General features: G+C 64.6%; 22 protein-coding genes. 16 read left to right on the top strand and 6 right to left on the bottom strand.

The window, feature by feature from the left end:
• Together F0Q45_RS14245 and F0Q45_RS14240 are read left to right on the top strand one after the other, a co-directional pair.
• Nucleotides 1–2,591: acyl-CoA synthetase (locus F0Q45_RS14245; RefSeq protein ID WP_149654560.1), on the top strand; the 2,591-nt coding region annotated here is incomplete at its 5' end.
• A complete protein-coding gene (locus F0Q45_RS14240; RefSeq protein WP_149654559.1) occupies nucleotides 2,584–2,802 on the top strand; it encodes a Trm112 family protein in 219 nt (72 codons plus the stop codon). The genes F0Q45_RS14245 and F0Q45_RS14240, both read left to right, overlap by 8 nt.
• On the opposite strand, the gene F0Q45_RS14235 is transcribed toward F0Q45_RS14240, so the two are convergent.
• The 3 genes from F0Q45_RS14235 to F0Q45_RS14225 are packed head-to-tail and all read right to left on the bottom strand — an operon-like array spanning nucleotide 2,768 to nucleotide 4,898.
• Complete coding sequence (locus F0Q45_RS14235; protein ID WP_373424983.1) at nucleotides 2,768–3,418, bottom strand: TetR/AcrR family transcriptional regulator; 651 nt, start codon at nucleotides 3,416–3,418, stop codon at nucleotides 2,768–2,770. The genes F0Q45_RS14240 and F0Q45_RS14235 overlap by 35 nt on opposite strands.
• A complete protein-coding gene (locus tag F0Q45_RS14230; protein WP_188112941.1) occupies nucleotides 3,379–4,128 on the bottom strand; it encodes an ABC transporter permease in 750 nt (249 codons plus the stop codon). Before F0Q45_RS14230 ends, F0Q45_RS14235 begins: the two co-directional genes overlap by 40 nt.
• Nucleotides 4,129–4,130: 2 nt before the next feature.
• Entirely contained in the window at nucleotides 4,131–4,898 is a 768-nt protein-coding gene (locus tag F0Q45_RS14225) for an ABC transporter ATP-binding protein (protein ID WP_149654557.1), read from the bottom strand.
• Between the two features lie 58 nt (nucleotides 4,899–4,956).
• On the opposite strand from F0Q45_RS14225, the gene F0Q45_RS14220 reads away from it, so the two are divergent.
• Nucleotides 4,957–5,568, top strand: coding sequence for a DNA-3-methyladenine glycosylase (locus F0Q45_RS14220; protein ID WP_149654556.1), 612 nt, complete (start codon nucleotides 4,957–4,959; stop codon nucleotides 5,566–5,568).
• 155 nt (nucleotides 5,569–5,723) lie between these two features.
• A complete protein-coding gene (gene tyrS, locus F0Q45_RS14215) occupies nucleotides 5,724–6,989 on the top strand; it encodes a tyrosine--tRNA ligase (protein ID WP_149654555.1) in 1,266 nt (421 codons plus the stop codon).
• Between the two features lie 11 nt (nucleotides 6,990–7,000).
• Here the strand turns inward: tyrS and F0Q45_RS14210 are convergent, their stop codons facing one another.
• Entirely contained in the window at nucleotides 7,001–8,449 is a 1,449-nt protein-coding gene (locus F0Q45_RS14210) for a TfuA-like protein (protein WP_149654554.1), read from the bottom strand.
• On the bottom strand, nucleotides 8,446–9,708 hold the full coding sequence (locus F0Q45_RS14205) for a YcaO-like family protein (protein ID WP_149654553.1): 1,263 nt from the start codon (nucleotides 9,706–9,708) through the stop codon (nucleotides 8,446–8,448). Before F0Q45_RS14205 ends, F0Q45_RS14210 begins: the two co-directional genes overlap by 4 nt.
• Nucleotides 9,709–10,486: 778 nt before the next feature.
• Here F0Q45_RS14205 and F0Q45_RS14200 point away from each other — a divergent pair.
• The 12 genes from F0Q45_RS14200 (at nucleotide 10,487) to xerD (ending at nucleotide 22,149) form a co-directional block, all read left to right on the top strand.
• Nucleotides 10,487–10,837 carry a DUF732 domain-containing protein gene (locus tag F0Q45_RS14200; protein WP_149654561.1) on the top strand — a complete coding sequence of 117 codons (351 nt, stop codon included), beginning with the start codon at nucleotides 10,487–10,489 and terminating at the stop codon, nucleotides 10,835–10,837.
• A 43-nt stretch (nucleotides 10,838–10,880) separates the two neighbouring features.
• Entirely contained in the window at nucleotides 10,881–11,666 is a 786-nt protein-coding gene (locus F0Q45_RS14195) for a tetratricopeptide repeat protein (RefSeq protein WP_149654552.1), read from the top strand.
• Between the two features lie 6 nt (nucleotides 11,667–11,672).
• Nucleotides 11,673–12,692: an HAD-IIA family hydrolase gene (locus F0Q45_RS14190; RefSeq protein ID WP_149654551.1), complete on the top strand. Its 1,020-nt coding sequence runs from the start codon at nucleotides 11,673–11,675 to the stop codon at nucleotides 12,690–12,692.
• A gap of 23 nt (nucleotides 12,693–12,715) precedes the next feature.
• Complete coding sequence (locus tag F0Q45_RS14185) at nucleotides 12,716–12,892, top strand: hypothetical protein (protein WP_149654550.1); 177 nt, start codon at nucleotides 12,716–12,718, stop codon at nucleotides 12,890–12,892.
• Nucleotides 12,893–12,900: 8 nt separating this feature from the next.
• Nucleotides 12,901–13,710, top strand: a complete 810-nt coding sequence (locus F0Q45_RS14180; RefSeq protein ID WP_149654549.1) for a TlyA family RNA methyltransferase — start codon at nucleotides 12,901–12,903, stop codon at nucleotides 13,708–13,710.
• Nucleotides 13,707–14,627: an NAD kinase gene (locus F0Q45_RS14175; protein WP_149654548.1), complete on the top strand. Its 921-nt coding sequence runs from the start codon at nucleotides 13,707–13,709 to the stop codon at nucleotides 14,625–14,627. Before F0Q45_RS14180 ends, F0Q45_RS14175 begins: the two co-directional genes overlap by 4 nt.
• A gap of 3 nt (nucleotides 14,628–14,630) precedes the next feature.
• Nucleotides 14,631–16,379, top strand: coding sequence for a DNA repair protein RecN (gene recN, locus F0Q45_RS14170; protein ID WP_149654547.1), 1,749 nt, complete (start codon nucleotides 14,631–14,633; stop codon nucleotides 16,377–16,379).
• A gap of 182 nt (nucleotides 16,380–16,561) precedes the next feature.
• Nucleotides 16,562–17,743 carry a putative cytokinetic ring protein SteA gene (gene steA / locus F0Q45_RS14165; RefSeq protein WP_149654546.1) on the top strand — a complete coding sequence of 394 codons (1,182 nt, stop codon included), beginning with the start codon at nucleotides 16,562–16,564 and terminating at the stop codon, nucleotides 17,741–17,743.
• A 20-nt stretch (nucleotides 17,744–17,763) separates the two neighbouring features.
• Nucleotides 17,764–18,717, top strand: coding sequence for a copper transporter (locus tag F0Q45_RS14160; RefSeq protein WP_149654545.1), 954 nt, complete (start codon nucleotides 17,764–17,766; stop codon nucleotides 18,715–18,717).
• A 120-nt stretch (nucleotides 18,718–18,837) separates the two neighbouring features.
• A complete protein-coding gene (locus F0Q45_RS14155; protein ID WP_149654544.1) occupies nucleotides 18,838–20,595 on the top strand; it encodes a CTP synthase in 1,758 nt (585 codons plus the stop codon).
• A complete protein-coding gene (locus tag F0Q45_RS14150) occupies nucleotides 20,588–21,211 on the top strand; it encodes an NUDIX domain-containing protein (protein WP_149654543.1) in 624 nt (207 codons plus the stop codon). The genes F0Q45_RS14155 and F0Q45_RS14150 overlap by 8 nt, the downstream gene beginning before the upstream one ends.
• Nucleotides 21,208–22,149 carry a site-specific tyrosine recombinase XerD gene (xerD, locus tag F0Q45_RS14145; RefSeq protein WP_149654542.1) on the top strand — a complete coding sequence of 314 codons (942 nt, stop codon included), beginning with the start codon at nucleotides 21,208–21,210 and terminating at the stop codon, nucleotides 22,147–22,149. Before F0Q45_RS14150 ends, xerD begins: the two co-directional genes overlap by 4 nt.
• Nucleotides 22,150–22,154: 5 nt before the next feature.
• On the opposite strand, the gene F0Q45_RS14140 is transcribed toward xerD, so the two are convergent.
• The coding region (locus F0Q45_RS14140; protein ID WP_149654541.1) for an HNH endonuclease signature motif containing protein at nucleotides 22,155–22,661 on the bottom strand (507 nt) is incomplete at its 5' end.

Raw genomic sequence — 22,661 nt, 5'->3', positions numbered from 1 at the left:
CCATCGACACAGTGCGCGACGCCACCGGCCATGACGTTCACCTCGTCGGCTATTCGCAGGGCGGGATGTTCTGCTACCAGGTCGCGGCTTACCGGCGTTCCAAGAACATCGCCAGCGTCGTCGCGTTCGGCTCGCCGGTGGACACCTTGGCGGCATTGCCGATGGGTATCCCGGCCAACCTCGGCGCGGCCGCCGCCAGTTTCATGGCTGATCACGTGTTCAATCGACTGGCTATCCCAAGCTGGATGGCGCGCACCGGTTTTCAGATGATGGATCCGCTCAAGACCGCCAAGGCGCGGGTCGACTTTCTGCGTCAACTGCACGACCGTGAGGCGTTGTTGCCGCGGGAACAGCAGCGTAGATTCCTCGAGTCCGAAGGCTGGATTGCCTGGTCCGGCCCCGCGATTTCAGAGTTGCTCAAACAGTTCATCGCCCACAACCGAATGATGACGGGCGGGTTTGCCATCAACGGCCAAATGGTGACGCTCACCGACATCACCTGCCCCATATTGGCATTCGTCGGTGAGGTCGACGACATCGGTCAGCCGGCTTCAGTGCGCGGCATCCGGCGCGCCGCCCCCAACGCTGATGTATACGAATGTCTCATCCGCACAGGTCATTTCGGCCTCGTGGTGGGATCCAGAGCAGCGCAACAGAGCTGGCCGGTCGTCGCCGATTGGGTGCGCTGGATCTCCAGTGAGGGCGACAAGCCGGCGAGCATCAGTCTGATGATGGAGCAGCCCGCCGAACACCATGACAGCGGTGTCGCGTTCAGCTCCCGAGTGGCGCATGGCATCGGCGAGGTCTCCGAGGCGGCGCTGGCGATGGCCCGCGGTGCGGCCGAGGCCGTGATTGCCGCAAACAAATCCATGCGCACGTTGGCCGTCGAAACTGTCCGCACACTGCCGCGCCTAGCAAGATTGGGCCAACTGAACGACCACACCCGTATCTCGCTGGGCCGCATCATCGACGAGCAGGCGCACGAGGCACCGCAGGGTGAATTCCTGCTGTTCGACGACCGTGTGCACACCTACGAGGCCGTGAACCGACGCATCAACAACGTTGTTCGCGGCCTGATCGAGGTGGGTGTACGGCAGGGCGACAAGGTGGGCGTGCTGATGGAGACGCGACCCAGCGCGCTGGTGGCAACCGCGGCGCTGTCTCGGTTGGGCGCGGTCGCGGTGCTGATGCGCCAGGACGTCGACCTGGCCGCGCAAGTCCGGCTCGGCGGAGCGACCGAGATCATCACCGACCCCACCAATCTGAGCGCGGCCCGACAATTGCCGGGTCAAATCCTGGTGTTGGGCGGCGGCGAGTCCCGGGATCTGGACCTAGCTGAGGACGCCGACGTCATCGACATGGAACAAATCGACCCCGATGCCGTCGAGCTGCCCGCTTGGTACCGCCAGAACCCGGGTTTGGCAAGGGATTTGGCATTTATCGCGTTCAGCGCGATCGGCGGCGAGCTGGTCGCCAAGCAGATCACCAACTACCGCTGGGCGGTGTCGGCGTTCGGTACCGCCTCGACGGCGGCCCTGGACCGCAGAGACACCGTGTACTGCCTGACGCCGCTGCACCACGAGTCCGCGCTGCTGGTCAGCTTGGGCGGTGCAGTCGTGGGCGGAACGCGCATCGCGCTGTCCCGCGGCCTGTGCTCGGACCGGTTCGTCGCCGAGGTACGCCGGTACGGCGTCACCGTCGTGTCCTACACCTGGGCCATGCTGCGCGACGTGGTCGACGATCCCGACTTCTCCCTACAGGGCAACCATCCCGTGCGGCTGTTCATCGGATCGGGTATGCCAACCGGATTGTGGGAAAGGGTCATCGACGCGTTCGCACCGGCACACGTCGTCGAGTTCTTCGCCACCACCGACGGACAGGCGGTGCTGGCCAACGTGTCCGGTGTCAAAATCGGCAGCAAGGGCCGCCCATTGCCCGGCGCCGGACGTGTCGAGCTCGGCGCCTATGACGCCGAGCATGACTTGATCCTGGAGAACGAACGTGGATTCGTCCAAGTCGCCGACGTCAACCAGGTCGGTGTGCTGCTGGCGCACGCCAGCGGACCCATCGATCCGACGGCGTCGGTCAAACGCGGTGTCTTTGCCCCGGCCGACACCTGGATCTCCACCGAGTATCTGTTCTACCGCGATCAAGACAGGGACTACTGGTTGGTCGGCCGGCGCGGCTCGGTCGTTCGCACCAAACGCGGAATGGTCTACCCCGAGCCGGTTACTGACGCCTTAGGACTCCTTACCGGCGTCGATATCGCGGTGACCTATGGCGTCTCAATCAAAGGCCACCAGCTTGCAGTTGCGGCGGTGACCTTGCGGCCGGGAGCGACCATCACCGCGGCCGACTTGACCGAAGCCGTAGCGGAGATGCCGGTCGGGTTGGGTCCCGATCTCGTCCACGTGGTGCCCGAGCTGTCGCTGAGCGCCACCTACCGGCCGACCGTCAGCGCACTGCGGGCCGCCGGGATCCCCAAGCCCGGGCGCCAGGCGTGGTTTTTCGACCCCGTCAGCAACGAGTTCCGCCGGCTGACACCTGGGGCGCGCACCGAGCTCAGCGGCCAGAAGACCGCCGATGCTTGACGAGAAGCTATTGGGCATCCTGGTGTGCCCGGCTGACCAGGGCCCGCTACTGCTGGTGGATAACGGTAAAGCCCTGTACAACCCACGGCTGCGCCGTGCCTACCGGATCGAAGATGACATCCCGGTCTTGCTGGTCGACCAGGCCCGCGACGTCAGTGAACAGGAGCACGCTCGGTTTACGGGGCAAGGACTTTCGGCAGATCCCCAGTGAGATAACGCTGCAGGTTTGGGGCGATCATGTGTGCCAGCTGCTCTGCAGGCAAAGAGGCGAACGGTTCGATCTTGACGATGTAACGCGCCATGGCCACGCCCATCAATTGGGAGGCGACCAGCTGAGCGCGAATGCTGCCCATCCCTGAGGGATTGTCGACACGCGACCCCAACTCTTTGGTCACCAAGTCTTCGAAGAACGCCCGCAGCAGACCAACGTCGTTGCCTACCAACAGCGACCGTGCCGCCGCGACCAACCGCTGGCCCATCTCGGAATCCCATAGGCCAAGCAACATCAACGGCAGTGCGATACCGAGGTCCTCGGTCGGCGTTTCCCGCATCGGCAACAGAATCGTCATCGGGTCGATCGGCATATGGGTGGCAGCGGCGAAAAGCTGTTGTTTGGTGCCAAAGTAGTGGTGCACCAGAGCCGCGTCTACGCTCGCTGCCGCAGCCACAGCCCGTATCGAAGTTCTGTCAAAGCCATTGTGCGCAAACAGGCCTCGTGCGCTTTCCAGGATGCGCTCGCGGGTATCTGAGTTGCCAGCGGGCCGCCCGCTACGTCGAGGCCCGGCCACTACGGCGTCCGGCGCCGCAACGTCACCGCGGCCAGACACAGCGCCGCGACCGCGAAAATCGACACGACCGCAATATCGCGGACCGTGATGGAGGTCAGCTCAGCATGTGCACCCACCTGCTGGAGCGCTTCTAGTGCATAGCTGGCCGGCATGACATTGCTGATCCACTGCAGCCAGGTCGGCATCAATGCCCGTGGGACGATGATGCCGGCGAGCAGCAGCTGCGGCACCATCACCAGCGGAATGAACTGTACGGCCTGAAACTCGGTGCGGGCGAACGCACTGCAGAGCAGGCCCAGCCCAACGCCCAAGACGGCGTTGATGATCGCGATCACAAACACCCAGGCCGGGCTGCCTGCGGTATCGAAGCCAAGGATCCAGAACGCCACCATGCAGGCCAGCGTGGCTTGGGCCGTGGCCGCGATCGAGAATGCGGTCCCGTAGCCGGCGAGCAGATCAAGCCGACGCAGCGGGGTAGTCAGGATTCGCTCCAGCGTTCCTGACGCCCGTTCGCGCTGCATGGTTATCGCGGTAATCACGAACATCACAAACAGCGGGAACAGGCCCAGCAGCACCAGGCAGGCAGTGTTGAACCCGGAAGGAGCGCCCGGACGATGCGGGACTTTGTCAAACATGAAGTACATCAGTGTAATGACCAGGACCGGCACCAACAGGATCATCGCGATGCTGCGGTGATCAGCGGCCAGTTGGCGCAGGATCCGTGCGGTAGTGGCGGTATAACTCTGCAGGCTCAGCCGGCTGCGGGCACGGTGGTGGTGCGTCGGATGATGGACAGAAACGAGTCCTCCAGTGATGTGCATCCGGTTTCCTTCCGTAGTCGTCCTGGCGTGGTGTGGGCCAGTATTCGCCCTTCTCGCATGAGCAGTAGATCGCCGCAGCGGTCGGCCTCGTCCATCACGTGGCTGGAAACCAGCAGCGTGGTGCCACGCCGCGCCAGCGCGATGAACTGCTCCCAGAGTTCGACCCGCAGCACCGGGTCCAGGCCGATGGTCGGCTCATCGAGCACCAGCAGGTCGGGCCGGCCGACCAGCGCGCAGGCCAATGAGACGCGGGCCCGCTGGCCACCGGAAAGGTTGGCGCAGCGCGCGGAGCGGTGGTCGTTCAAGGCAACCGCGTCGATCACTTCGTCGGCTGCTTGACCGTCGATCCCGCAGAGTTGGGCGAAGTAGCGGACATTGTCGATCACCCGCAGGTCGTTGTAGACGGTCGGGTCCTGAGGCATGTAGCCGACCCGGTGGCGCAACGGCGACGAACCAGCCGGGTGGCCCAGCACGCGCACCGAACCCGAGGTGATGATCTGGGAGCCGACGACGCAGCGCATCAGGGTGGTCTTGCCCGAGCCGGACGGGCCGAGCAAACCGGTGATCGAGCCGCGAGCGATGCGGACCGAAACGTCCTTCACAGCAAGGTGTTTGCCGCGCCTGACCGTCAAGTGATCGATGGCAATCGCCGGTTCCGCACCGTCGCGGAGTAATTCATCACTGGATGAACTCATCATAGGATGAATATCGACCCCTTATTCATGGGTGTCAAGCACCGGGGCACAATCTGTACCGATGAGCGCTGAGCACCTGTTCGTTGACCCCGTCGCTGCCGCGCACCGACTGCTTGGCGCCGCTCTCACAGGACGGGGGGTGAGCGGCATTGTCGTGGAGGTTGAAGCCTACGGCGGGGTACCGGACGGTCCCTGGCCCGACGCCGCCGCACACTCCTACCGCGGCCGCAGCGGCCGAAACGCCGTGATGTTCGGGCCGCCTGGTCGGCTCTACACCTATCGCAGCCATGGCATCCATGTCTGCGCCAATGTGGCGTGCGGTCCCGACGGCACGGCCGCCGCTGTGTTGCTCAGGGCCTGCGCCATAGCCGAGGGTGCCGAGGTCGCAAGGTCTCGGCGTGGCGAGCTGGTTCGTACCGCTGCCCTGGCGCGTGGTCCGGGAAATCTGTGCTCAGCGCTAGGAATCACCATGGAGGACAATGGTATTGATCTGTTTGATCCAGCCAGCCCGGTGACGTTACGGCTCAGCGAAACCCGCGGCACGTTGTCCGGTCCCCGAGTCGGAGTCAGCCAGGCCGCCGACCGGCCCTGGCGGCTGTGGCTTGCCGGCCAGCCGGAAGTCTCGGCGTATCGCCGCAGTCCACGAGCGCCCGCGCCGGGTGCCAGCGATTAGCGGATTCACATGGCTGGTGGCGTGATGCGAAATCATCGAGCGCGGCTGCCAGCGGATAGCGAGACGTACTTGCTGCCGACACGATAGCGGGTCAAGGCACGTCGGCCGGAGCCCGGCTCGGTTGGCGGCGCCCTGCCCTGGAAGACTCTTGCACCATGATCCTCGACGAGCTGGGCTGGCGTGGGTTGATTGCGCAGTCCACCGATCTTGACGCGCTGGCCGCCGAGGTTGAGCGCGGGCCGATGACGGTCTACGCCGGGTTCGACCCGACCGCGGCGAGCCTGCATGCCGGAAACTTGGTGCCATTGCTGGCGTTGCGGCGGTTTCAGCGGGCGGGGCACCGCCCGATTATGCTGGCGGGCGGCGCCACCGGCCTGATCGGTGACCCGCGTGACACCGGCGAGCGCAGCCTCAACGATGCCGACACTGTCGCCGACTGGACTGACCGGATCCGCGCGCAGCTGGAACGCTTTGTCGATTTCAACGATTCGCCGACGGGCGCGATCATCGAGAACAACATTGAGTGGACCGCGGCGATGTCCGCCATCGAATTTCTGCGCGATGTCGGCAAGCACTTCTCGGTCAATGTCATGCTGGATCGCGACACGATCCGGCGCCGTCTTGACGGGGAGGGAATCTCCTACACCGAATTTAGCTACCTGCTGCTGCAGGCCAACGACTACGTCGAACTGTACCGGCGCCACGGCTGTGTCCTGCAGATCGGTGGTTCGGATCAGTGGGGCAACATCATCGCCGGCGTTCGGCTGGTGCGCCAAAAGCTTAGTGCCACAGTGCATGCGCTTACCGTCCCGCTAGTGACTGGGTCCGACGGCACCAAGTTCGGCAAATCTACCGGCGGCGGCAGCTTGTGGCTGGACCCGCAACTGACCAGCCCGTACGCCTGGTACCAGTACTTCGTCAATACCGCCGACGCGGACGTGATCCGGTATTTGCGGTGGTTCACTTTCCTGTCTGCAGACGAATTGGCCGATCTGGAACGGGCCACGGTTGAGCGCCCGCAACAACGCCTCGCCCAACGGCGGCTCGCCGCTGAGCTCACCGATTTGGTGCATGGCGAAGCGGCCACCGCGGCAGTCGAGCACGCCAGTCAGGCGCTCTTCGGGCGGGGCGAGCTGGACCGGCTCGACGAGGCGACCCTGGCTGCAGCGCTGCGCGAAACGCCGGTCGCTGAACTCAAACCAGGCAGTCCCGACGGAATCGTCGACCTGTTGGTGGCCAGCGGCCTGTCGGAGAGCAGGAAGGCAGCTCGACGCACGATCAGCGAGGGCGGGGTGTCGGTCAACAACATTCGCATCGACAACGACGAATGGACGCCGCAGGCATCGGATTTCCTGCACGACCGCTGGCTGGTGCTGCGCCGTGGCAAGCGGCATATCGCCGGTGTGAAGCGAGTTGGCTGACAGCGCGCTGCTCAGGCAGAACCCAAGGACCCAACTTCAATAGCGGGCAACTGATCGTCGGCGGCTGCCACTGCGTACGGAGTGGCGGCGGAATAGAAGGCATCCTCGGTCATCAGGCCACGCTGCGCCAGCTCGATGCGATTCACCTCGGTGCCCCACCGGCTACCGAAAAGGCGCTTGAGTTGCATGGGATCCGGTCGTCGCAAGTTCAAATGCGGTTTCTGACGGGCTAATTCGTCGCGGCGGGCCACGGCGCGTGCGGCCATCGCGCGCCATTCGGGTAATCGGGGGTCGGCACGGACGAGGTCGAGGAAGTGCTGGACAGCCGGAAGCGACCGGGCGAAGAAGAGCGTGCGGGTGGTCAGCCGCGCCGAGACCGCAATCGGGTCGTCGCGAAGGCTTGCGTTCTCCTCGGTGGTCAGCCAGTGTGCCCTAACATGCTCGGGAAAGCCGGACTCGTCGATGATGCCGGTGGCTACCGCGTAGCGGTGGGCGACGATCTCCAGCGAGCGCTCATAACCGTCGGCCGCTATCTCGGCGGCGGCCCGGGCGGCCCGCTCGCGCACGCTGCCACCGTCGTCGGGATGGATCAGACTCCAATACCAGGCGGCGACTTGCTCAAGGGCGGGAAGGTATGCCCACCGATCGGTCGCGCATACGCTCAGCAACGACAGTACGTCGACGTCGAGGATGTCGACGGTTGACTCCGCACCGTTATCCGTTGTTACGGATACGGCTGTGGGCGGCGCCCACCGCTGCCGCCACCGCTCTGACCATACGGTAGGGGGTGGGCCCGGCCGGGTCACGCAACTGCTCTGACCACTGACGACTTTTTCCAGTGCAAGGACCGCGTCGGCGTGCTTGATGTCGACCCGCAGCAACCTTAATTGCGTTGCGAGACAGTCGCTTTCAGAAGCGCCAACGGAGTCCAGCAGTCGATTCCAAGTGCGTTGGGTAAACGGTGTGTTGCGCGCGGTTTCGATGAGCTGGCCCGCCAGATCCGCCGATATCACGTCAGACGCCACAGCTCGCGCCACGGTCTGACGAATGTTGACCAGCGCGTCGACAAAGACCGGATAACCGTCTTCGGGATCGCCGTGCACCATGCCCACCTCGTCGTCGGCTTCCAGTAGCCCGTCCCGGTAACCCTCGAAGACCCACCCATAGCCTTCCATGCCAAACGGGTGTAGCTCGGCTGCGCGCAACGCGCCCATGCTCGACGAACCGACGATCCGTACCCCGTCGTCGAGCAGGGTCAGCAATTCTTTGTGCCGCACCGACGCGTGCTGGAAGAAGAGTCCGTCGACAATGAGCAATGTGTCGCCAGGATGCAATCCGTATCCGAGGGCCTGTCCAAACGCTATCGGCGGCACCACTTCTGCATGGGGCACCACAGCGCGGATATCGTCAACGCCGATCGTCGGCCCAGCAGTGACGACGATCCGTCCGCTCGCGGTCATCCATGCTCCTGTAACGGGGTGCGCAGCGGCGAAATTATCGATGCCGACAGCCCGGGAGCAATAGCCTTCACCACGGGAACGCACGCGTCAGCGAAGTCGCACACCACCGCCAGCGGCTCGATGCCGGACCGGGTGGTGATGACCGTCGCCGCCGAGGCCAGCAGGTCGGCAAGCGAGTCGGTGTACTCGATGTGCCAAGGCGTGGGTTCTGCGCTCGGCATCGACCGCATCGAACGGCGAGCCGGGGCAAACGTGTGCACCCGGGCGAACCTCTGGTAGATCGCCGAGGGCAGATCCTCGCGGGCGCCGCTGATGGCTGTCAGGCGCGATTGCGCGGCTTCGGTAATCGCCCGGGCCAAAGCCACGTTGGGGTCGTGGTGAAGTCCGCTGCCGCTGAAAGGGACCTCCATCATCGGGGAGGTGATCTCGGCGGCGAAGCAATAGAACCCATCCCAGCTGTCGATGCGGGCAACCTGCAGTGCGCTTCCGGCCTGTTGAATCATCTCGACCAGCTCGGCGCACTGCGAGCGGGCGACGTCGTCCAGGGGCACCTCGAACAAAGTTGTCCCAGGCTCGGCGGTGGCCATGCCGTGGCGCTCCATGATCTCGTACAGCGCGTGCAAGGTGGCCTCGTAATAACTGTTGCCTGAGGCTAATCCGGTGGTATCCATGCCGAATATCGGCGGTCCCCAGGAGTCGCTGACCGCGACGTTCACGAGGACGGCCAGCCAGGGAACGAAGGTTCGGCGGCCCGTCAGCAATGTCGTCGCGGTCATCCAGTCGAGTTTGGCGCCGAGATGGTAGAAACTGCCGGCCGGCCGGTTCAGGTGTGCTGGGTCATAGGTCAATTCAGCAGCGAGATCCGTTGTGGCCGTGGATAGCAGGTCCGGGGTGATGTTTTCGGCGTGCCAGTTTTCCAGCGATTCCATGACGGCTGATACCTGGGCGGCGCGGTAGGTGGTGGCCTTGCCCTGACTGACCGACAACGTCAGCGAGGCCGGCCGCACGGCCTGCACGGTAGGGATTCCGAGATCGTCTAACCAGGTCAGGTCGGCAACACGGGTGATACCGGCGCGTTCCAACAGTGGTTGCACCGCCTGCCAGGTCCGGTCCGGGGAAATGATGCGATGTGTGCCCGCTCGGTGTCCAATGGTGGTGGGGTCTGCATGTCCCAATACTCGTGCCGGCCAATGGGTCCAGTCAGGACCTATCAGCGCGTCCGTTGATAGCGGATCACCGAGCGTGGGCAGGTGCGGCATGGCTTCACGCTACTTGGTTTGCAGGTCCTAATGGTGGGCGTTAAGCGGGGTCGCGAAGAGGGAAAATCCAGCGGGATCTCATCGCAAGGGGAGGGGCGGCGATGAGACCCCGCTGGCTTGGTGATTCGGCAGCGATCTCGATTGGGGGGGTGGGGAAACGAGACCCCTGCCGAAGTTCTAGCGCTGAACGCCTAGCTCACTCTCCGGCGTCGGCGTGGAAATACGGAGCCGATTGGGTCGCCTCGATTTCGAAAAACAACAATTCATAGGACATGCGGTTGGCCTTCACTTCGATGTAATGTCGATTGCTCATAGTGATTCGGCGGGGATCTCAAACTTGGGGGGTGGGAGGCGATGAGATCCCCGCCGAAGATTTAGCGGTTACGAGTCCTTACTCGGCGGCGCCTGCGTGGAACGCCGGTGCGGAGTAGGCAGCTTCGTTCTCATCGCCGAACAGAAGTTCGTGAGACACAGTTGTCACCTCCTCACTTCCATACACCTAATGCGGATTGGCATGCATCCGTTCCGTTACAGGACCCATTCTGGAAGGCATACAGCCTCCGCGGTATCCCACGACTAGCTGATCGTCGGGGGGGAATCCAGACCCGCCAACGGCACGACAGGCGTATCCCCCGATTGGCGGACAATCGGGAGCGGTGTTGCCGCGCCGCCGCTAGTCCTCTTCGCACGCAGGATCGGCGGCAAAACACGTAAGTGTGCCAACTTTTACCGCACCGTGTTGTGAATGTGACTGTTGTTCAGCACTGTATTCACGGTGATGACGGCACCGGGTTTGGCGTTTCGATTGCTGGCTTTGACCGCCGGCGTATTCGGTGTGTCTGCCACTATGGCGGCGCCGATCCATGCCGACATGATGGGAAACGCCTTCCTGATGGCTTTAAACAACGCCGGCATTGCCTACAGCCAACCGGTGACGACGATGGCGATGGGTCGGTCGGTGTGTCCGATGGCGGTCCAGCCTGGCGGGACCTTCGATGCTGTCGTCGCAAGAATGGCCGAAAACTACGGCATGTCTGGTGATGCGGCAGCTGCGTTCACCATTGTCGCGATCGCCACGTATTGCCCGGCGGTGATATCCCCGCTGATGCCGCATCGGCTACAGGCCTGATCGTGATTGTGAGCCAGTCCGCTAGCCCCGTAACCTCTAGCGAGTGGTCGATGACAGGCATGGTCGCGGCGGTGAGCGGCGACCGCGACCGGCATCGGGCAGTGCGGCGCGCCGTAGTTCACAGCGGAAGCATGACGTTCCCTGGTCGGACGCAGCCCCGGCACCTCACAGCGCACCCGCCATCCCGCCGGGCGTGGAAGCCAAGCAGTTGGCGCCCGAAGTCCGGCGCGAGCTGAGCACGCTGGACCGTGCCACGGCAGATGCCGTGGCACGGCACTTGGTGGCCGCAGGTGAGCTGATCGACGAGGACCCCGAAGCCGCGCTAAGCCACGCCCGTGCAGCGCGGGCCCGGTCCAGCAGGATCGCTGTCGTCCGCGAAGCCGTCGGAATTGCTGCGTACCGGTGTGGCGATTGGGCTCAGGCGCTCGCCGAATTGCGTGCTGCCCGACGGATGGGCAGCAAATCCCCGCTGCTTGCGTTAATCGCCGACTGTGAACGCGGCGTGGGCCGCCCGCTGCGCGCCATCGAACTGGCCCGCGGACCCGAGGCGGCACAGCTTAGCGGGGATGACGCCGACGAGTTGCGCATTGTTGTCGCCGGTGCGCGTGCAGATCTGGGGCAGCTGGAGCAGGCGCTGACCGTGCTGTCGACGCCGCAGTTAGACCCGGCTCGGACGGGCTCAACGGCTGCGCGGCTGTTCTACGCCTACGCCGAGACGCTGCTGGCGTTTGACCGTCACGACGAAGCGTTGCAGTGGTTCTTGCGCTCGGCGGCTGCTGATGTCGAAGGTGTCACCGACGCCGAAGACCGTGTCAACGAGTTGGGCTGACGAGTGGTGAATAGCATTGCGCAGAAATATGACTGCCTCCTGATCGACCTGGACGGGACGGTGTTTCGCGGACGCGAGCCCACCGAAGGTGCGGTTCAATCGTTGGCTGAAGTGCCAAGCCGCAAGCTGTTTGTCACCAATAACGCGTCCCGTAGCGCCGACGAGGTCGCCGCGCATCTGCGCGAGCTCGGCTTCACGGCTGCGGGCCAGGACGTGGTCACCAGCGCCCAGAGCGCCGCCCAGCTGCTAGCCGGCCAGTTGCCGCAGGGCTCCAAAGTCCTCATCGTTGGCACCGAGGCCTTGGCCAATGAAATCGACGCCGTCGGGCTGCGTCCGGTGCGGCGGTGGGCTGACGAGCCGGTTGCCGTCGTCCAGGGCCTTTCGCTGACCATTGGCTGGCCCGATCTTGCCGAGGCCGCGTTGGCCATCCGCGCTGGCGCGCTGTGGGTGGCGGCCAATATCGACCCGACCTTGCCCACCGAGCGAGGCCTGCTGCCCGGCAACGGATCTCTGGTGGCGGCGCTGCGAACTGCTACCGGTGCCGAGCCGCGAGTGGCTGGCAAACCGGGGCCGCAATTGATGGCAGACGCCGTGGCGCGGGCTCACTGCCGCGCACCGCTGGTGATCGGCGACCGGTTGGACACTGACATCGAAGGTGCGAACGCAGCGGGGCTGCCCAGCCTGATGGTGCTGAGTGGGGTCAACAGTGCTCGAGACGCGGTGTACGCAGAACCGCGACAGCGGCCCACCTACATCGGTCACGATCTGCGCTGCCTACACCAGGACGCCAACGTGCTCGCAGTAGGTTCGCAGTCGGGCTGGCGCGTCGATGTTGCCGATGAGGTGATAACCGTGCGCGTTAACGGCGACCAAGGCGGGGATGATTTGTCGGTCGTTCGCGCCGTCGCACGCGCAGTATGGGACGCCGCTTGCACCGACTTCCCAGGGCGGCGACTCCGTATCGAGGCGGGCGATGAGCGCGCCCGCGCCGCTTTGGGCCGCTGGTCCCTGGTGCACGGCGACTAGCCGACAACTAGCGTAGGACTCAAATGACCATTAATCCTGATCAGATTCGCTCTGAAATCGAAACCCTGCTGGCCCAGCTGCCAGACGTCGCCGATGCGGCCAACGGGCCGTCGCTTGCCGAGCTGGAAGACATCGCGCGTCGCCTTTCCGAGGCCCACGATATGTTGTTGGCTGCTCTCGAGTCGGCGGAGAAAGGCTGAGTGCACCGGTGGCACGGCGTGTCCGCGTTGACGTCGAGCTGGTCCGGCGCGGCCTAGCTCGATCCCGTCAGCAGGCTGCGGAATTGATCGGCGCCGGCAAGGTGCGTATCGACGGCCTGCCGGCGGTCAAGGCTGCTACCGCCGTGGCAGCCACCGCGGCCCTGACTGTCGCCGCGAACAGCGAACGCATGTGGGTATCTCGTGGAGCCCACAAGCTCATCGGCGCGTTGGACGCGTTCGCGCTTTCCGTCCGAGGGCGGCGCTGCTTGGATGCGGGGGCGTCGACAGGCGGGTTCACCGAGGTTCTGCTGGACCGTGGTGCTGCCGAAGTGGTTGCCGCCGATGTCGGGTATGGCCAGCTGGCATGGTCGCTGCGTAATGATCCTCGGGTGGTTGTCGTCGAGCGGACCAACGCACGGGATTTGTCGCCCGAGCAGCTCGGCGGGCCCGTGGGCCTGATTGTGGCTGACCTGTCGTTCATTTCGTTGGGCACGGTGTTGCCGGCGCTGATTCGCTGTGCTGGCCCCGGCGCCGATATCGTTCCCATGGTGAAGCCGCAGTTCGAGGTGGGAAAGGGCCAGGTCGGCCCCGGCGGGGTGGTTCATGATCCCCAGTTGCGTGCGGATTCAGTTTTGGGTGTTTCTCGGCGTGCCGAGGAGCTGGGGTGGCACACCGTCGACGTCACTCCCAGCCCGCTGCCCGGCCCCTCCGGCAACGTCGAATACTTCCTATGGTTGCGCGCGCAGACCGATCGGGCACTGGTTGATGACGATCTGGTGGCTGCGGTGCGGCAGGCAATCGAAGCCGGCCCTCGATGACCGAACGCACTGTTTTGATGGTGGTCCACACCGGCCGCGACGAAGCAACCGAGACCGCCCGACGCGTCGAAAAAGTATTGGGCGACAACAAAATTGCGCTTCGAGTATTGTCTGCCGAGGCGGTCGACCGGGGCTCGCTGCGCGTCGCACCCGACGACATGCGCGCCCGGGGCGTCGACGTCACGGTGGTCGACGCGGATCCGCACGCTGCCGAGGGCTGCGAGTTGGTGCTGGTACTGGGCGGCGACGGCACCTTCCTGCGGGCAGCCGAGCTGGCCCGCAACGCCAACATCCCGGTGCTTGGAGTCAACCTAGGCCGGATCGGCTTCTTGGCCGAGGCCGAAGCCGAGGCGATCGACCTGGTGCTCGAGCACATGGTGGCACGCGACTACCGGGTGGAAGACCGGCTGACCCTGGACGTTGTCGTGCGCCACGGGGGCCGCGTCATCGAACAGGGCTGGGCCCTCAACGAAGCGAGCCTGGAAAAGGGCCCACGGCTGGGTGTACTAGGGGTCGTCCTCGAGATCGACGGCAGGCCGGTGTCGACCTTCGGCTGCGATGGCGTGTTGGTGTCGACGCCGACCGGGTCAACCGCGTACGCGTTCTCCGCGGGCGGCCCGGTGTTGTGGCCCGACCTCGAGGCGATCCTGGTAGTGCCTAATAACGCGCACGCTTTGTTCGGGCGGCCGATGGTCACCAGTCCCGAGGCGACCATCGCGATCGAGATAGAGGCGGATGGACACGATGCGCTGGTGTTTTGTGATGGCCGCCGCGAAATGCTGATACCCGCCGGAGGCCGGCTCGAGGTAACCCGCTGCGTAACTCCGGTGAAATGGGCGCGCCTGGACAGCGCGCCGTTCACCGACCGCCTGGTGACCAAGTTCCAGCTGCCGGTGACGGGTTGGCGCGGGAAATAGCTGGTGCTGACTGAAATACGAATCGAGTCGCTGGGTGCTATCAGCGTGGCGACCGCTGAGTTCGATCGCGGCCTGAGTGTGCTCACGGGCGAGACCGGAACCGGCAAGACCATGGTGGTAACCGGGTTGCACCTGCTCGGCGGCGCGCGCGCCGACCCGACCCGTGTTCGGTCCGGAGCCGACCGCGCGGTCGTCGAAGGCCGGTTCACCACGATCGATCTCGACGACGCCATGGCGGCCAAACTTGACGAGATCCTGGACGCATCGGGGGCGCAGCGGGACGAGGACGGCAGCGTGATCGCGCTGCGCTCGGTCAGCAGCAACGGACCGTCGCGCGCCTATCTCGGTGGCCGCAGTGTGCCGGCTAAATTGCTCAGCGGCTTTACCAATGAGCTGCTCGCTCTACACGGGCAGAACGACCAGTTGCGGTTGATACGGCCGGAGGAGCAACGAGGCGCGTTAGACCGCTTCGCGGCCACCGGCCCCGCGCTGGAGCGCTACGGCAAGCTGCGCGACGCGTGGCTATCGGCGCGGCGCGACCTCGCTGACCGCCGTAACCGAACCCGCGAACTGGCTCAAGAAGCCGACCGGTTGCAATTCGCGCTGAACGAGATCGACGCCGTCGACCCGCAGCCGGGGGAAGACGATACGCTGGTCGCCGACATCGTTCGGCTCTCCGAGCTGGACACACTGCGCGAAGCGGCGTCGACCGCCCGCGCGGCGTTATCGGGCGCGTCCGGCGACGCGTTCGCCGCCAGCGTGGCCGACAGTTTGGGCCGGGCGCAGGCAACGCTGGCATCGACCGACGATGCCACGCTGCGCGCACTGGCCGAACAAGTCGGTGAGGCGCTGACAATAGTTATCGATGCCGCCGGCGAACTCGGCAACTACGTCGACGAGCTGCCCGCCGATGCCAGCGCCCTGGATGCCAAACTTGCCCGCCAAGCCCAACTGCGTACCTTGACCCGCAAGTACGCCGCCGACATCGACGGGGTACGGCGGTGGGCGCAGGACTCTCGTGACCGCCTCGCACAACTCGACGTTTCCGAAGAAGGCCTGGTGGCGCTGGAACGCCGAGCCGAAGAACTCGGACGCGAATTAGCCCAAGCGGCAATCGATCTCAGCACGATTCGGCGTAGGGCGGCCAAGCGCCTAGCCAAAGAGGTGACCGCGGAGCTCGCCGGCCTGGCCATGGCCGAGGCCGAATTCACCATTGCCGTGACCACTGATCTAGCTGAGCAGGACAACGCCGCCGCGCTGATGTTGCCTTCGGGCGAGCTGGTCAGCGTTGGCGTCGACGGCATCGACCGGGTCGAGTTCGGCTTCGCCGCCCACCGCGGGATGACCGTGCTGCCGTTGGCCAAGAGCGCATCCGGTGGCGAGTTGTCTCGGGTGATGCTGGCCTTGGAAGTGGTGCTGGCCGGGTCGGCAACGGGCACCACGATGGTCTTCGACGAGGTCGACGCCGGGGTCGGCGGTTGGGCGGCCGTTCAGATCGGACGGCGCTTGGCGAAGCTGGCGCGAACCCACCAGGTCATCGTGGTCACGCACTTGCCCCAGGTGGCTGCGTACGCCGACGTGCACCTGATGGTGCACAGCACCGGACGCACAGGGGCCAGCGGTGTGCGGCGGCTGAGCACCGACGAGCGGGTGGCCGAGCTGGCCCGGATGCTGGCCGGGCTCGGCGAGTCAGACAGCGGCCGGGCACATGCCCGCGAGCTGCTGGACGCCGCGCAAAACGACGAGATCTAGCCAGCCAAGGTCGCGATGTAGCCACCCAACGTCGAGTTGTTGTTGCCTTTCCAACCCGATTTGGCCAACAACTCGACGTTCGGTGAGACCATGTGTGACAGTTGTGGCGTCATATAACTTATGGGGCTGATGTTACGGCGCGCCTCCCCGCGCCAGCCCAGCATCACGGACACAATCGCCCCATGAAGATGTCAGCGCTTCTGTCCCGAAACACTGCCCGTCCGGGCCTGGTCGGCACCGCTCGCGTCGACCGGAATATCGACCGACTGCTGCGCAGGGTCTGCCCCGGCGACATCGTGGTCCTCGACATCTTGGATCTGGACCGCATCACTGCAGACGCGCTGGTCGAAGCTGACGTCGCCGCCGTCGTCAACGCTTCATCGTCCGTCTCGGGCCGCTACCCCAACCTGGGCCCGGAGGTGCTCGTCAACAACGGTGTCACCCTGATCGACGAGACTGGGCCAGACATCTTCAAGAAAGTCAAGGACGGCTCCAAGATCCGCCTATACGAAGGCGGCGTGTATGCCGGTGAACGCCGGCTGATCCGCGGTACCGAACGTACCGACCACGACATCGCCGATCTGATGCGGGAGGCCAAAAGCGGGTTGGCCGCCCACCTAGAAGCGTTCGCCGGCAACACAATTGAATTTATCCGCAGTGAGAGCCCGCTGCTGATCGACGGAATCGGCATCCCCGACACCGACGTCGACATGCGCCGCCGGCACGTGGTGATCGTCGGCGAAGAGGACAGCGCCGCCGACGATGTGAGATCTCTCAGGCCGTTTATTAAGGAGTACCAGCCGGTGCTGGTGGGTGTCGGCACCGGCGCGGATGTATTGCGCAAGGCCGGTTATCGTCCGCAACTCATCGTCGGCGACCCCGACCAAATCAGCACCGAGGTACTCAAATGCGGTGCGCAGGTGGTGTTGCCCGCCGACGCCGACGGTCACGCCCCCGGGCTGGAACGAATCCAGGATCTGGGCGTCGGGGCGATGACCTTCCCGGCTGCCGGCTCGGCAATCGACTTAGCGCTCCTGCTTGCCGATCACCACGGGGCCGCACTGCTGGTTACCGCCGGTCATACCGCCAACATCGAGACCTTCTTCGACAGGACGCGTGCGCAGAGTAATCCGTCGACGTTCCTCACCAGACTGCGGGTAGGGGAGAAGCTGGTGGATGCCAAGGCAGTCGCCACTCTCTATCGCAACCACATTTCGGGCGGCGCTATTGCGCTGTTGGCATTGACGATGCTGATCGCCGTCATCGTTGTCTTGTGGGTGTCACGCACCGATGGCGTAGTGATGCACTGGATCATCGACTACTGGAACCGCTTCTCTGTTTGGGTGCAGAACCTAGTGACGTAGTTCTTCCGAGGACGGTGTTCATGATCTCGTTACGCCAACATGCGATCTCGCTGGCTGCCGTCTTTTTGGCGCTGGCCATCGGCGTTGTGCTGGGTTCCGGCTTCTTCTCCGATACCGTGTTGTCCAGCTTGCGCAACGAGAAGCGCGACCTGGCTGCCCAGGTCAACGGACTCAACGATCAACGCAACTCGCTGAACGAAAAGCTCAGCGCGGCTAATGATTTCGATGAGCAGGTGCTGGGCCGGATCGTGCACGATGCGTTGGCCGGCAAGACCGTGGTGCTCTTTCGAACCCCAGATGCCAAAGACGATGATGTCGCTGCAGTGTCGAAAATCATCGGCCAGGCCGGTGGTTCGGTCACCGGTACGGTCTCGTTGACCCAGGAGTTTGTCGAAGCCAACTCTGCGGAGAAGCTGCGTTCGGTGGTGAACTCGTCCATCCTGCCGGCCGGAACACAGCTGAGCACCAGGCTCGTCGACCAAGGTTCGCAGGCCGGCGATCTGCTCGGGATCGCACTACTGATCAACACCAAGCCGGATGCTCCGCCGGTTCCAGAGGTAGATGATGCGCAGCGCGGCACGGTGCTGGCCGCGTTGCGGGAAACCGGTTTTATCAGCTATCAGCCCGCTGACCACTTTGGAACGTCAAACGCCGCCATCGTCATCACGGGTGGGTCGCTGCCGACCGATGCCGGCAATCAGGGAGTCAGTGTCGCGCGGTTCGCCGCTGCGCTGGCGCCACACGGCTCCGGTACGGTGCTCGCCGGCCGGGATGGATCATCGACCGGCAGCGCCGCGGTCGCCGTTGCCCGCGCTGATGCCGGCATGGCGGCGACGATCAGCACTGTCGATGACGTTGACGGCGCGCCTGGGCGCATCACCGCGATCCTGGCCTTGCATGATCTGGTCAACGGCATCCATCCGGCACACTACGGGACCGGTCATGGGGCGACATCGGTCACGGTCCCGCAATAAGCGGCTGTGAGGCCCGGTAGGGCGTGTTCGCCGCTGCCCGGCGTCGCGGATGTTAGGGTGGGTTTCCGTGGGTCGGCAGGCCCATAAAAGCCCTGCCCGTCTTCACGGAGGTCGCTGAAGTTGCGTAAGCATCCGCAAACCGTCACGAAGCACCTCTTCGTCAGCGGCGGTGTCGCCTCTTCGCTCGGCAAGGGACTTACCGCAAGCAGCCTCGGTCAGCTGTTGACCGCCCGGGGGTTGCAGGTCACCATGCAGAAGCTCGATCCCTACCTCAACGTCGACCCCGGCACCATGAACCCCTTCCAGCACGGCGAAGTTTTTGTCACCGAGGATGGCGCCGAGACCGATCTCGACGTCGGGCATTACGAGCGTTTCCTCGATCGCGACTTGTCCGGCTCAGCGAATGTCACGACTGGCCAAGTATATTCGACCGTGATAGCCAAGGAGCGCCGCGGCGAATACCTCGGCGACACCGTGCAGGTGATTCCGCACATCACCGACGAGATAAAACGGCGCATCATGGCGATGGCTGAACCCAACTCTGCTGGTCGCCGCCCTGATGTGGTCATCACCGAAATCGGCGGCACCGTCGGTGATATCGAGTCACAGCCGTTCTTGGAAGCCGCACGCCAGGTGCGTCACGACGTGGGGCGCGCAAACGTCTTCTTTCTGCACGTGTCGCTGGTGCCCTACCTGGCCCCGTCGGGGGAGCTCAAGACCAAGCCGACTCAGCACTCGGTGGCGGCGTTGCGCAGTATCGGTATTACTCCGGACGCGCTGATCTTGCGCAGCGATCGCGATGTCCCCGAAGCGTTGAAGAACAAGATCGCCTTGATGTGCGACGTCGACATTGACGGCATCATCTCCACGCCAGACGCGCCATCGATCTATGACATCCCCAAGGTGCTGCATCGTGAGGAACTTGACGCGTTTGTGGTCCGGCGGCTCAACCTGCCGTTCCGCGATGTCGACTGGACCGAGTGGGACGACCTGTTGCGCAGGGTGCACGAGCCGCAAGAGACGGTTCGAATCGCTCTCGTGGGCAAGTACGTTGAGCTCTCTGATGCCTACCTGTCGGTGATCGAGGCGTTGCGAGCAGGCGGGTTCAAGCACCGCGCCAAGGTCGAAGTCGAGTGGGTGGGCTCCGACGATTGCCAGACGGACGGCGGTGTCGCGGCCGCACTCGGCGACGTGCACGGGGTGCTGATTCCTGGCGGGTTCGGCATCCGGGGCATTGAGGGCAAGATCGCTGCGGTCAAGTATGCACGGGTACGGGGCTTGCCGGTGTTGGGGCTGTGTCTGGGCTTGCAGTGCATCGTGATCGAAGCCGCCCGCTCGGTCGGTCTCACCGAGGCCAATTCGGCCGAATTCGATCCGGATACACCGGATCCGGTGATCTCGACGATGGCCGATCAGGAACACATCGTGGCCGGCCAAGCCGATCTTGGCGGCACCATGCGTCTGGGCGCTTATCCCGCAGTGCTGGAGCCGGATTCTATTGTGGCCCAGGCTTACCAATCAACCAAGGTGTCCGAGCGGCACCGGCACCGCTACGAGGTGAACAACGCCTACCGGGACAAGATCGCCGAAAGCGGCCTCCGGTTTTCCGGGGCTTCACCAGACGGCCACTTGGTCGAGTTCGTCGAGTATCCGCCTGATCAACATCCGTTCGTGGTCGGCACTCAGGCCCACCCGGAGTTGAAGAGTAGGCCTACTCGGCCGCATCCGCTGTTCGTTGCCTTTGTCAGTGCGGCTATCGACTACAAGGGGGCGGAGCTACTGCCTGTCGACCTACAGATCGCTGAGCGTGTGTCCAACGGGAACGAGCATCGCGGTGGTGTCGGCCAGCCGTTACCGGAACCCGCAACCCGTGGCTGAACACGAATTCGAGACGCTATCGTCCGAAATCATTTACCGCGGAGCAATTTTCGCACTGCGCCGGGACTGGGTGCGGATGCCGGGGGATGCCACCGCGATACGAGAGGTGGTCGAACACTACGGCGCTGTCGCGGTTGTGGCGCTCGATGACGACGACAACATCGCGCTGGTCTATCAGTATCGCCACCCCTTGGGCCGGCGGCTTTGGGAGTTGCCCGCCGGGCTGCTTGATGCTTCAGGCGAACCGGCGCACCTGACTGCCGCTCGCGAGTTACAGGAGGAGGCCGGCTTGCAGGCCAGCAGATGGCAGGTGCTGGTCGACCTCGACTCCACACCGGGCTTCAGCGATGAGTCGGTGCGGGTGTATCTGGCCACCGGGCTCAGTGAGGCAGAAAAACCCGAGACGCATCATGAAGAAGCCGACATGACGTTGCAGTGGTTTCCGCTTGCGCAGGCCACCCGCAAGGTGCTCACCGGCGAAATCGTCAATGCCATTGCGGTAGCCGGTATTTTGGCCGCCCACGCGGTCACCAACGGATTGGCCCAGCCACGCTCGGTGGATAGCCCGTGGATCGACAAGCCTAGGGCATTCATGGCGCGGAAGACCGTACAGTGACCACGCTGACGTTGGAGCACCAACTGCAGGGTTATCTCGACCATCTGACGATCGAGCGTGGGGTGGCGGCGAACACCTTGAGTTCCTACCGTCGCGACCTGCGCCGCTACTCCAACCACCTCGAAGACCGGGGGATCACCGATCTGTGCAAGGTCAGCGAGGACGACGTCAGCGACTTCTTGGTGAGCCTGCGGCGGGGAGATCCCGACAATGGGACAGCGGCGCTGTCTGCGGTGTCGGCGGCTCGGGCATTGATCGCGGTACGTGGGTTGCATAGGTTCGCTGCCGCCGAAGGGATGGCAGCATCCGACGTCGCACGCGCGGTCCGGCCGCCGACACCGGGTCGCAGGTTGCCCAAGAGCCTGACCATCGACCAGGTGCTGTCCCTGCTGGAGGCCGCCGGCGGCGAGAACCCGGCCGACGGCCCGCTGACCCTGCGTAACCGGGCGCTGCTGGAGCTGTTGTATTCCACCGGGTCTCGGATCTCCGAAGCCGTCGGGCTGGACGTTGACGACATCGACACCCAAGCACGGTCGGTGTTGTTGCGCGGCAAGGGCGGCAAACAGCGGCTGGTGCCAATAGGGCGTCCGGCGGTGCACGCGCTGGATGCCTATCTGGTGCGCGGGCGCCCGGACCTTTCTCGGCGGGGCCGGGGCACGGCGGCCATCTTTCTCAACTCGCGCGGTGGCCGGTTGTCGCGACAAAGCGCATGGCAGGTGCTGCAGGATGCGGCCGAGCGGGCCGGCATCACGTCGGGCGTGTCCCCGCATATGCTGCGCCACTCGTTTGCCACGCATCTCTTGGAGGGTGGCGCCGACGTCCGGGTGGTGCAAGAGCTACTGGGTCACGCCTCGGTGACGACGACGCAGATCTACACGCTGGTCACCGTTCACGCATTGCGAGAGGTGTGGGCCGGAGCGCACCCCCGGGCGACCTAGCGACGCTAGAAGGGCGGTGGTTCGTCGTCGGTAGGGGGTGGGGCCGGCCCGATCACGCTGCTCCGTTCGGCGGGCGGGGTGAGACGGGCATGGTGATTCTTGCGGCGTTCGGCGGCGATGCGCTGGGCCCGGTCTTGGGCGCGGGTGCGGCGCCGTTTGGGCATCATCGCGGCCTTGTCGGTGCAGTAGTCCTGTGGTGGGTCGGCTTCGGGCGCGGGCATGCCACCGGTGGCGCGGCACAGGCTCGGAAAGAGCAGTGCGCTGCCGGGGGTGGTGACATGGGTTGTCCCCGAAGGGGATTGCAGAATCAGGGTGCCGTCGGGCAACTGTTGTTCCCGCCAGCCCCAAAACGTTTTCACGAGGTGATGGGTGCGGCAATAGCACTTGAGGTTGGCGGCGTGGGTAGGCCCGCCGGCGGCGTAGGGGATCGTATGATCCAGGTCGCAGTCGCCAGCCGGGCGGTCGCAGCCAGGCCAGCGACAGGTCAAATCCCGGCAGCGCACAAAATCGGC

It is taken from the genome of Mycobacterium simiae (assembly GCF_008370645.1).
Taxonomy (GTDB): Bacteria; Actinomycetota; Actinomycetes; order Mycobacteriales; family Mycobacteriaceae; genus Mycobacterium; species Mycobacterium simiae_A.
This window is presented reverse-complemented; position numbering and strand designations above follow the sequence as displayed.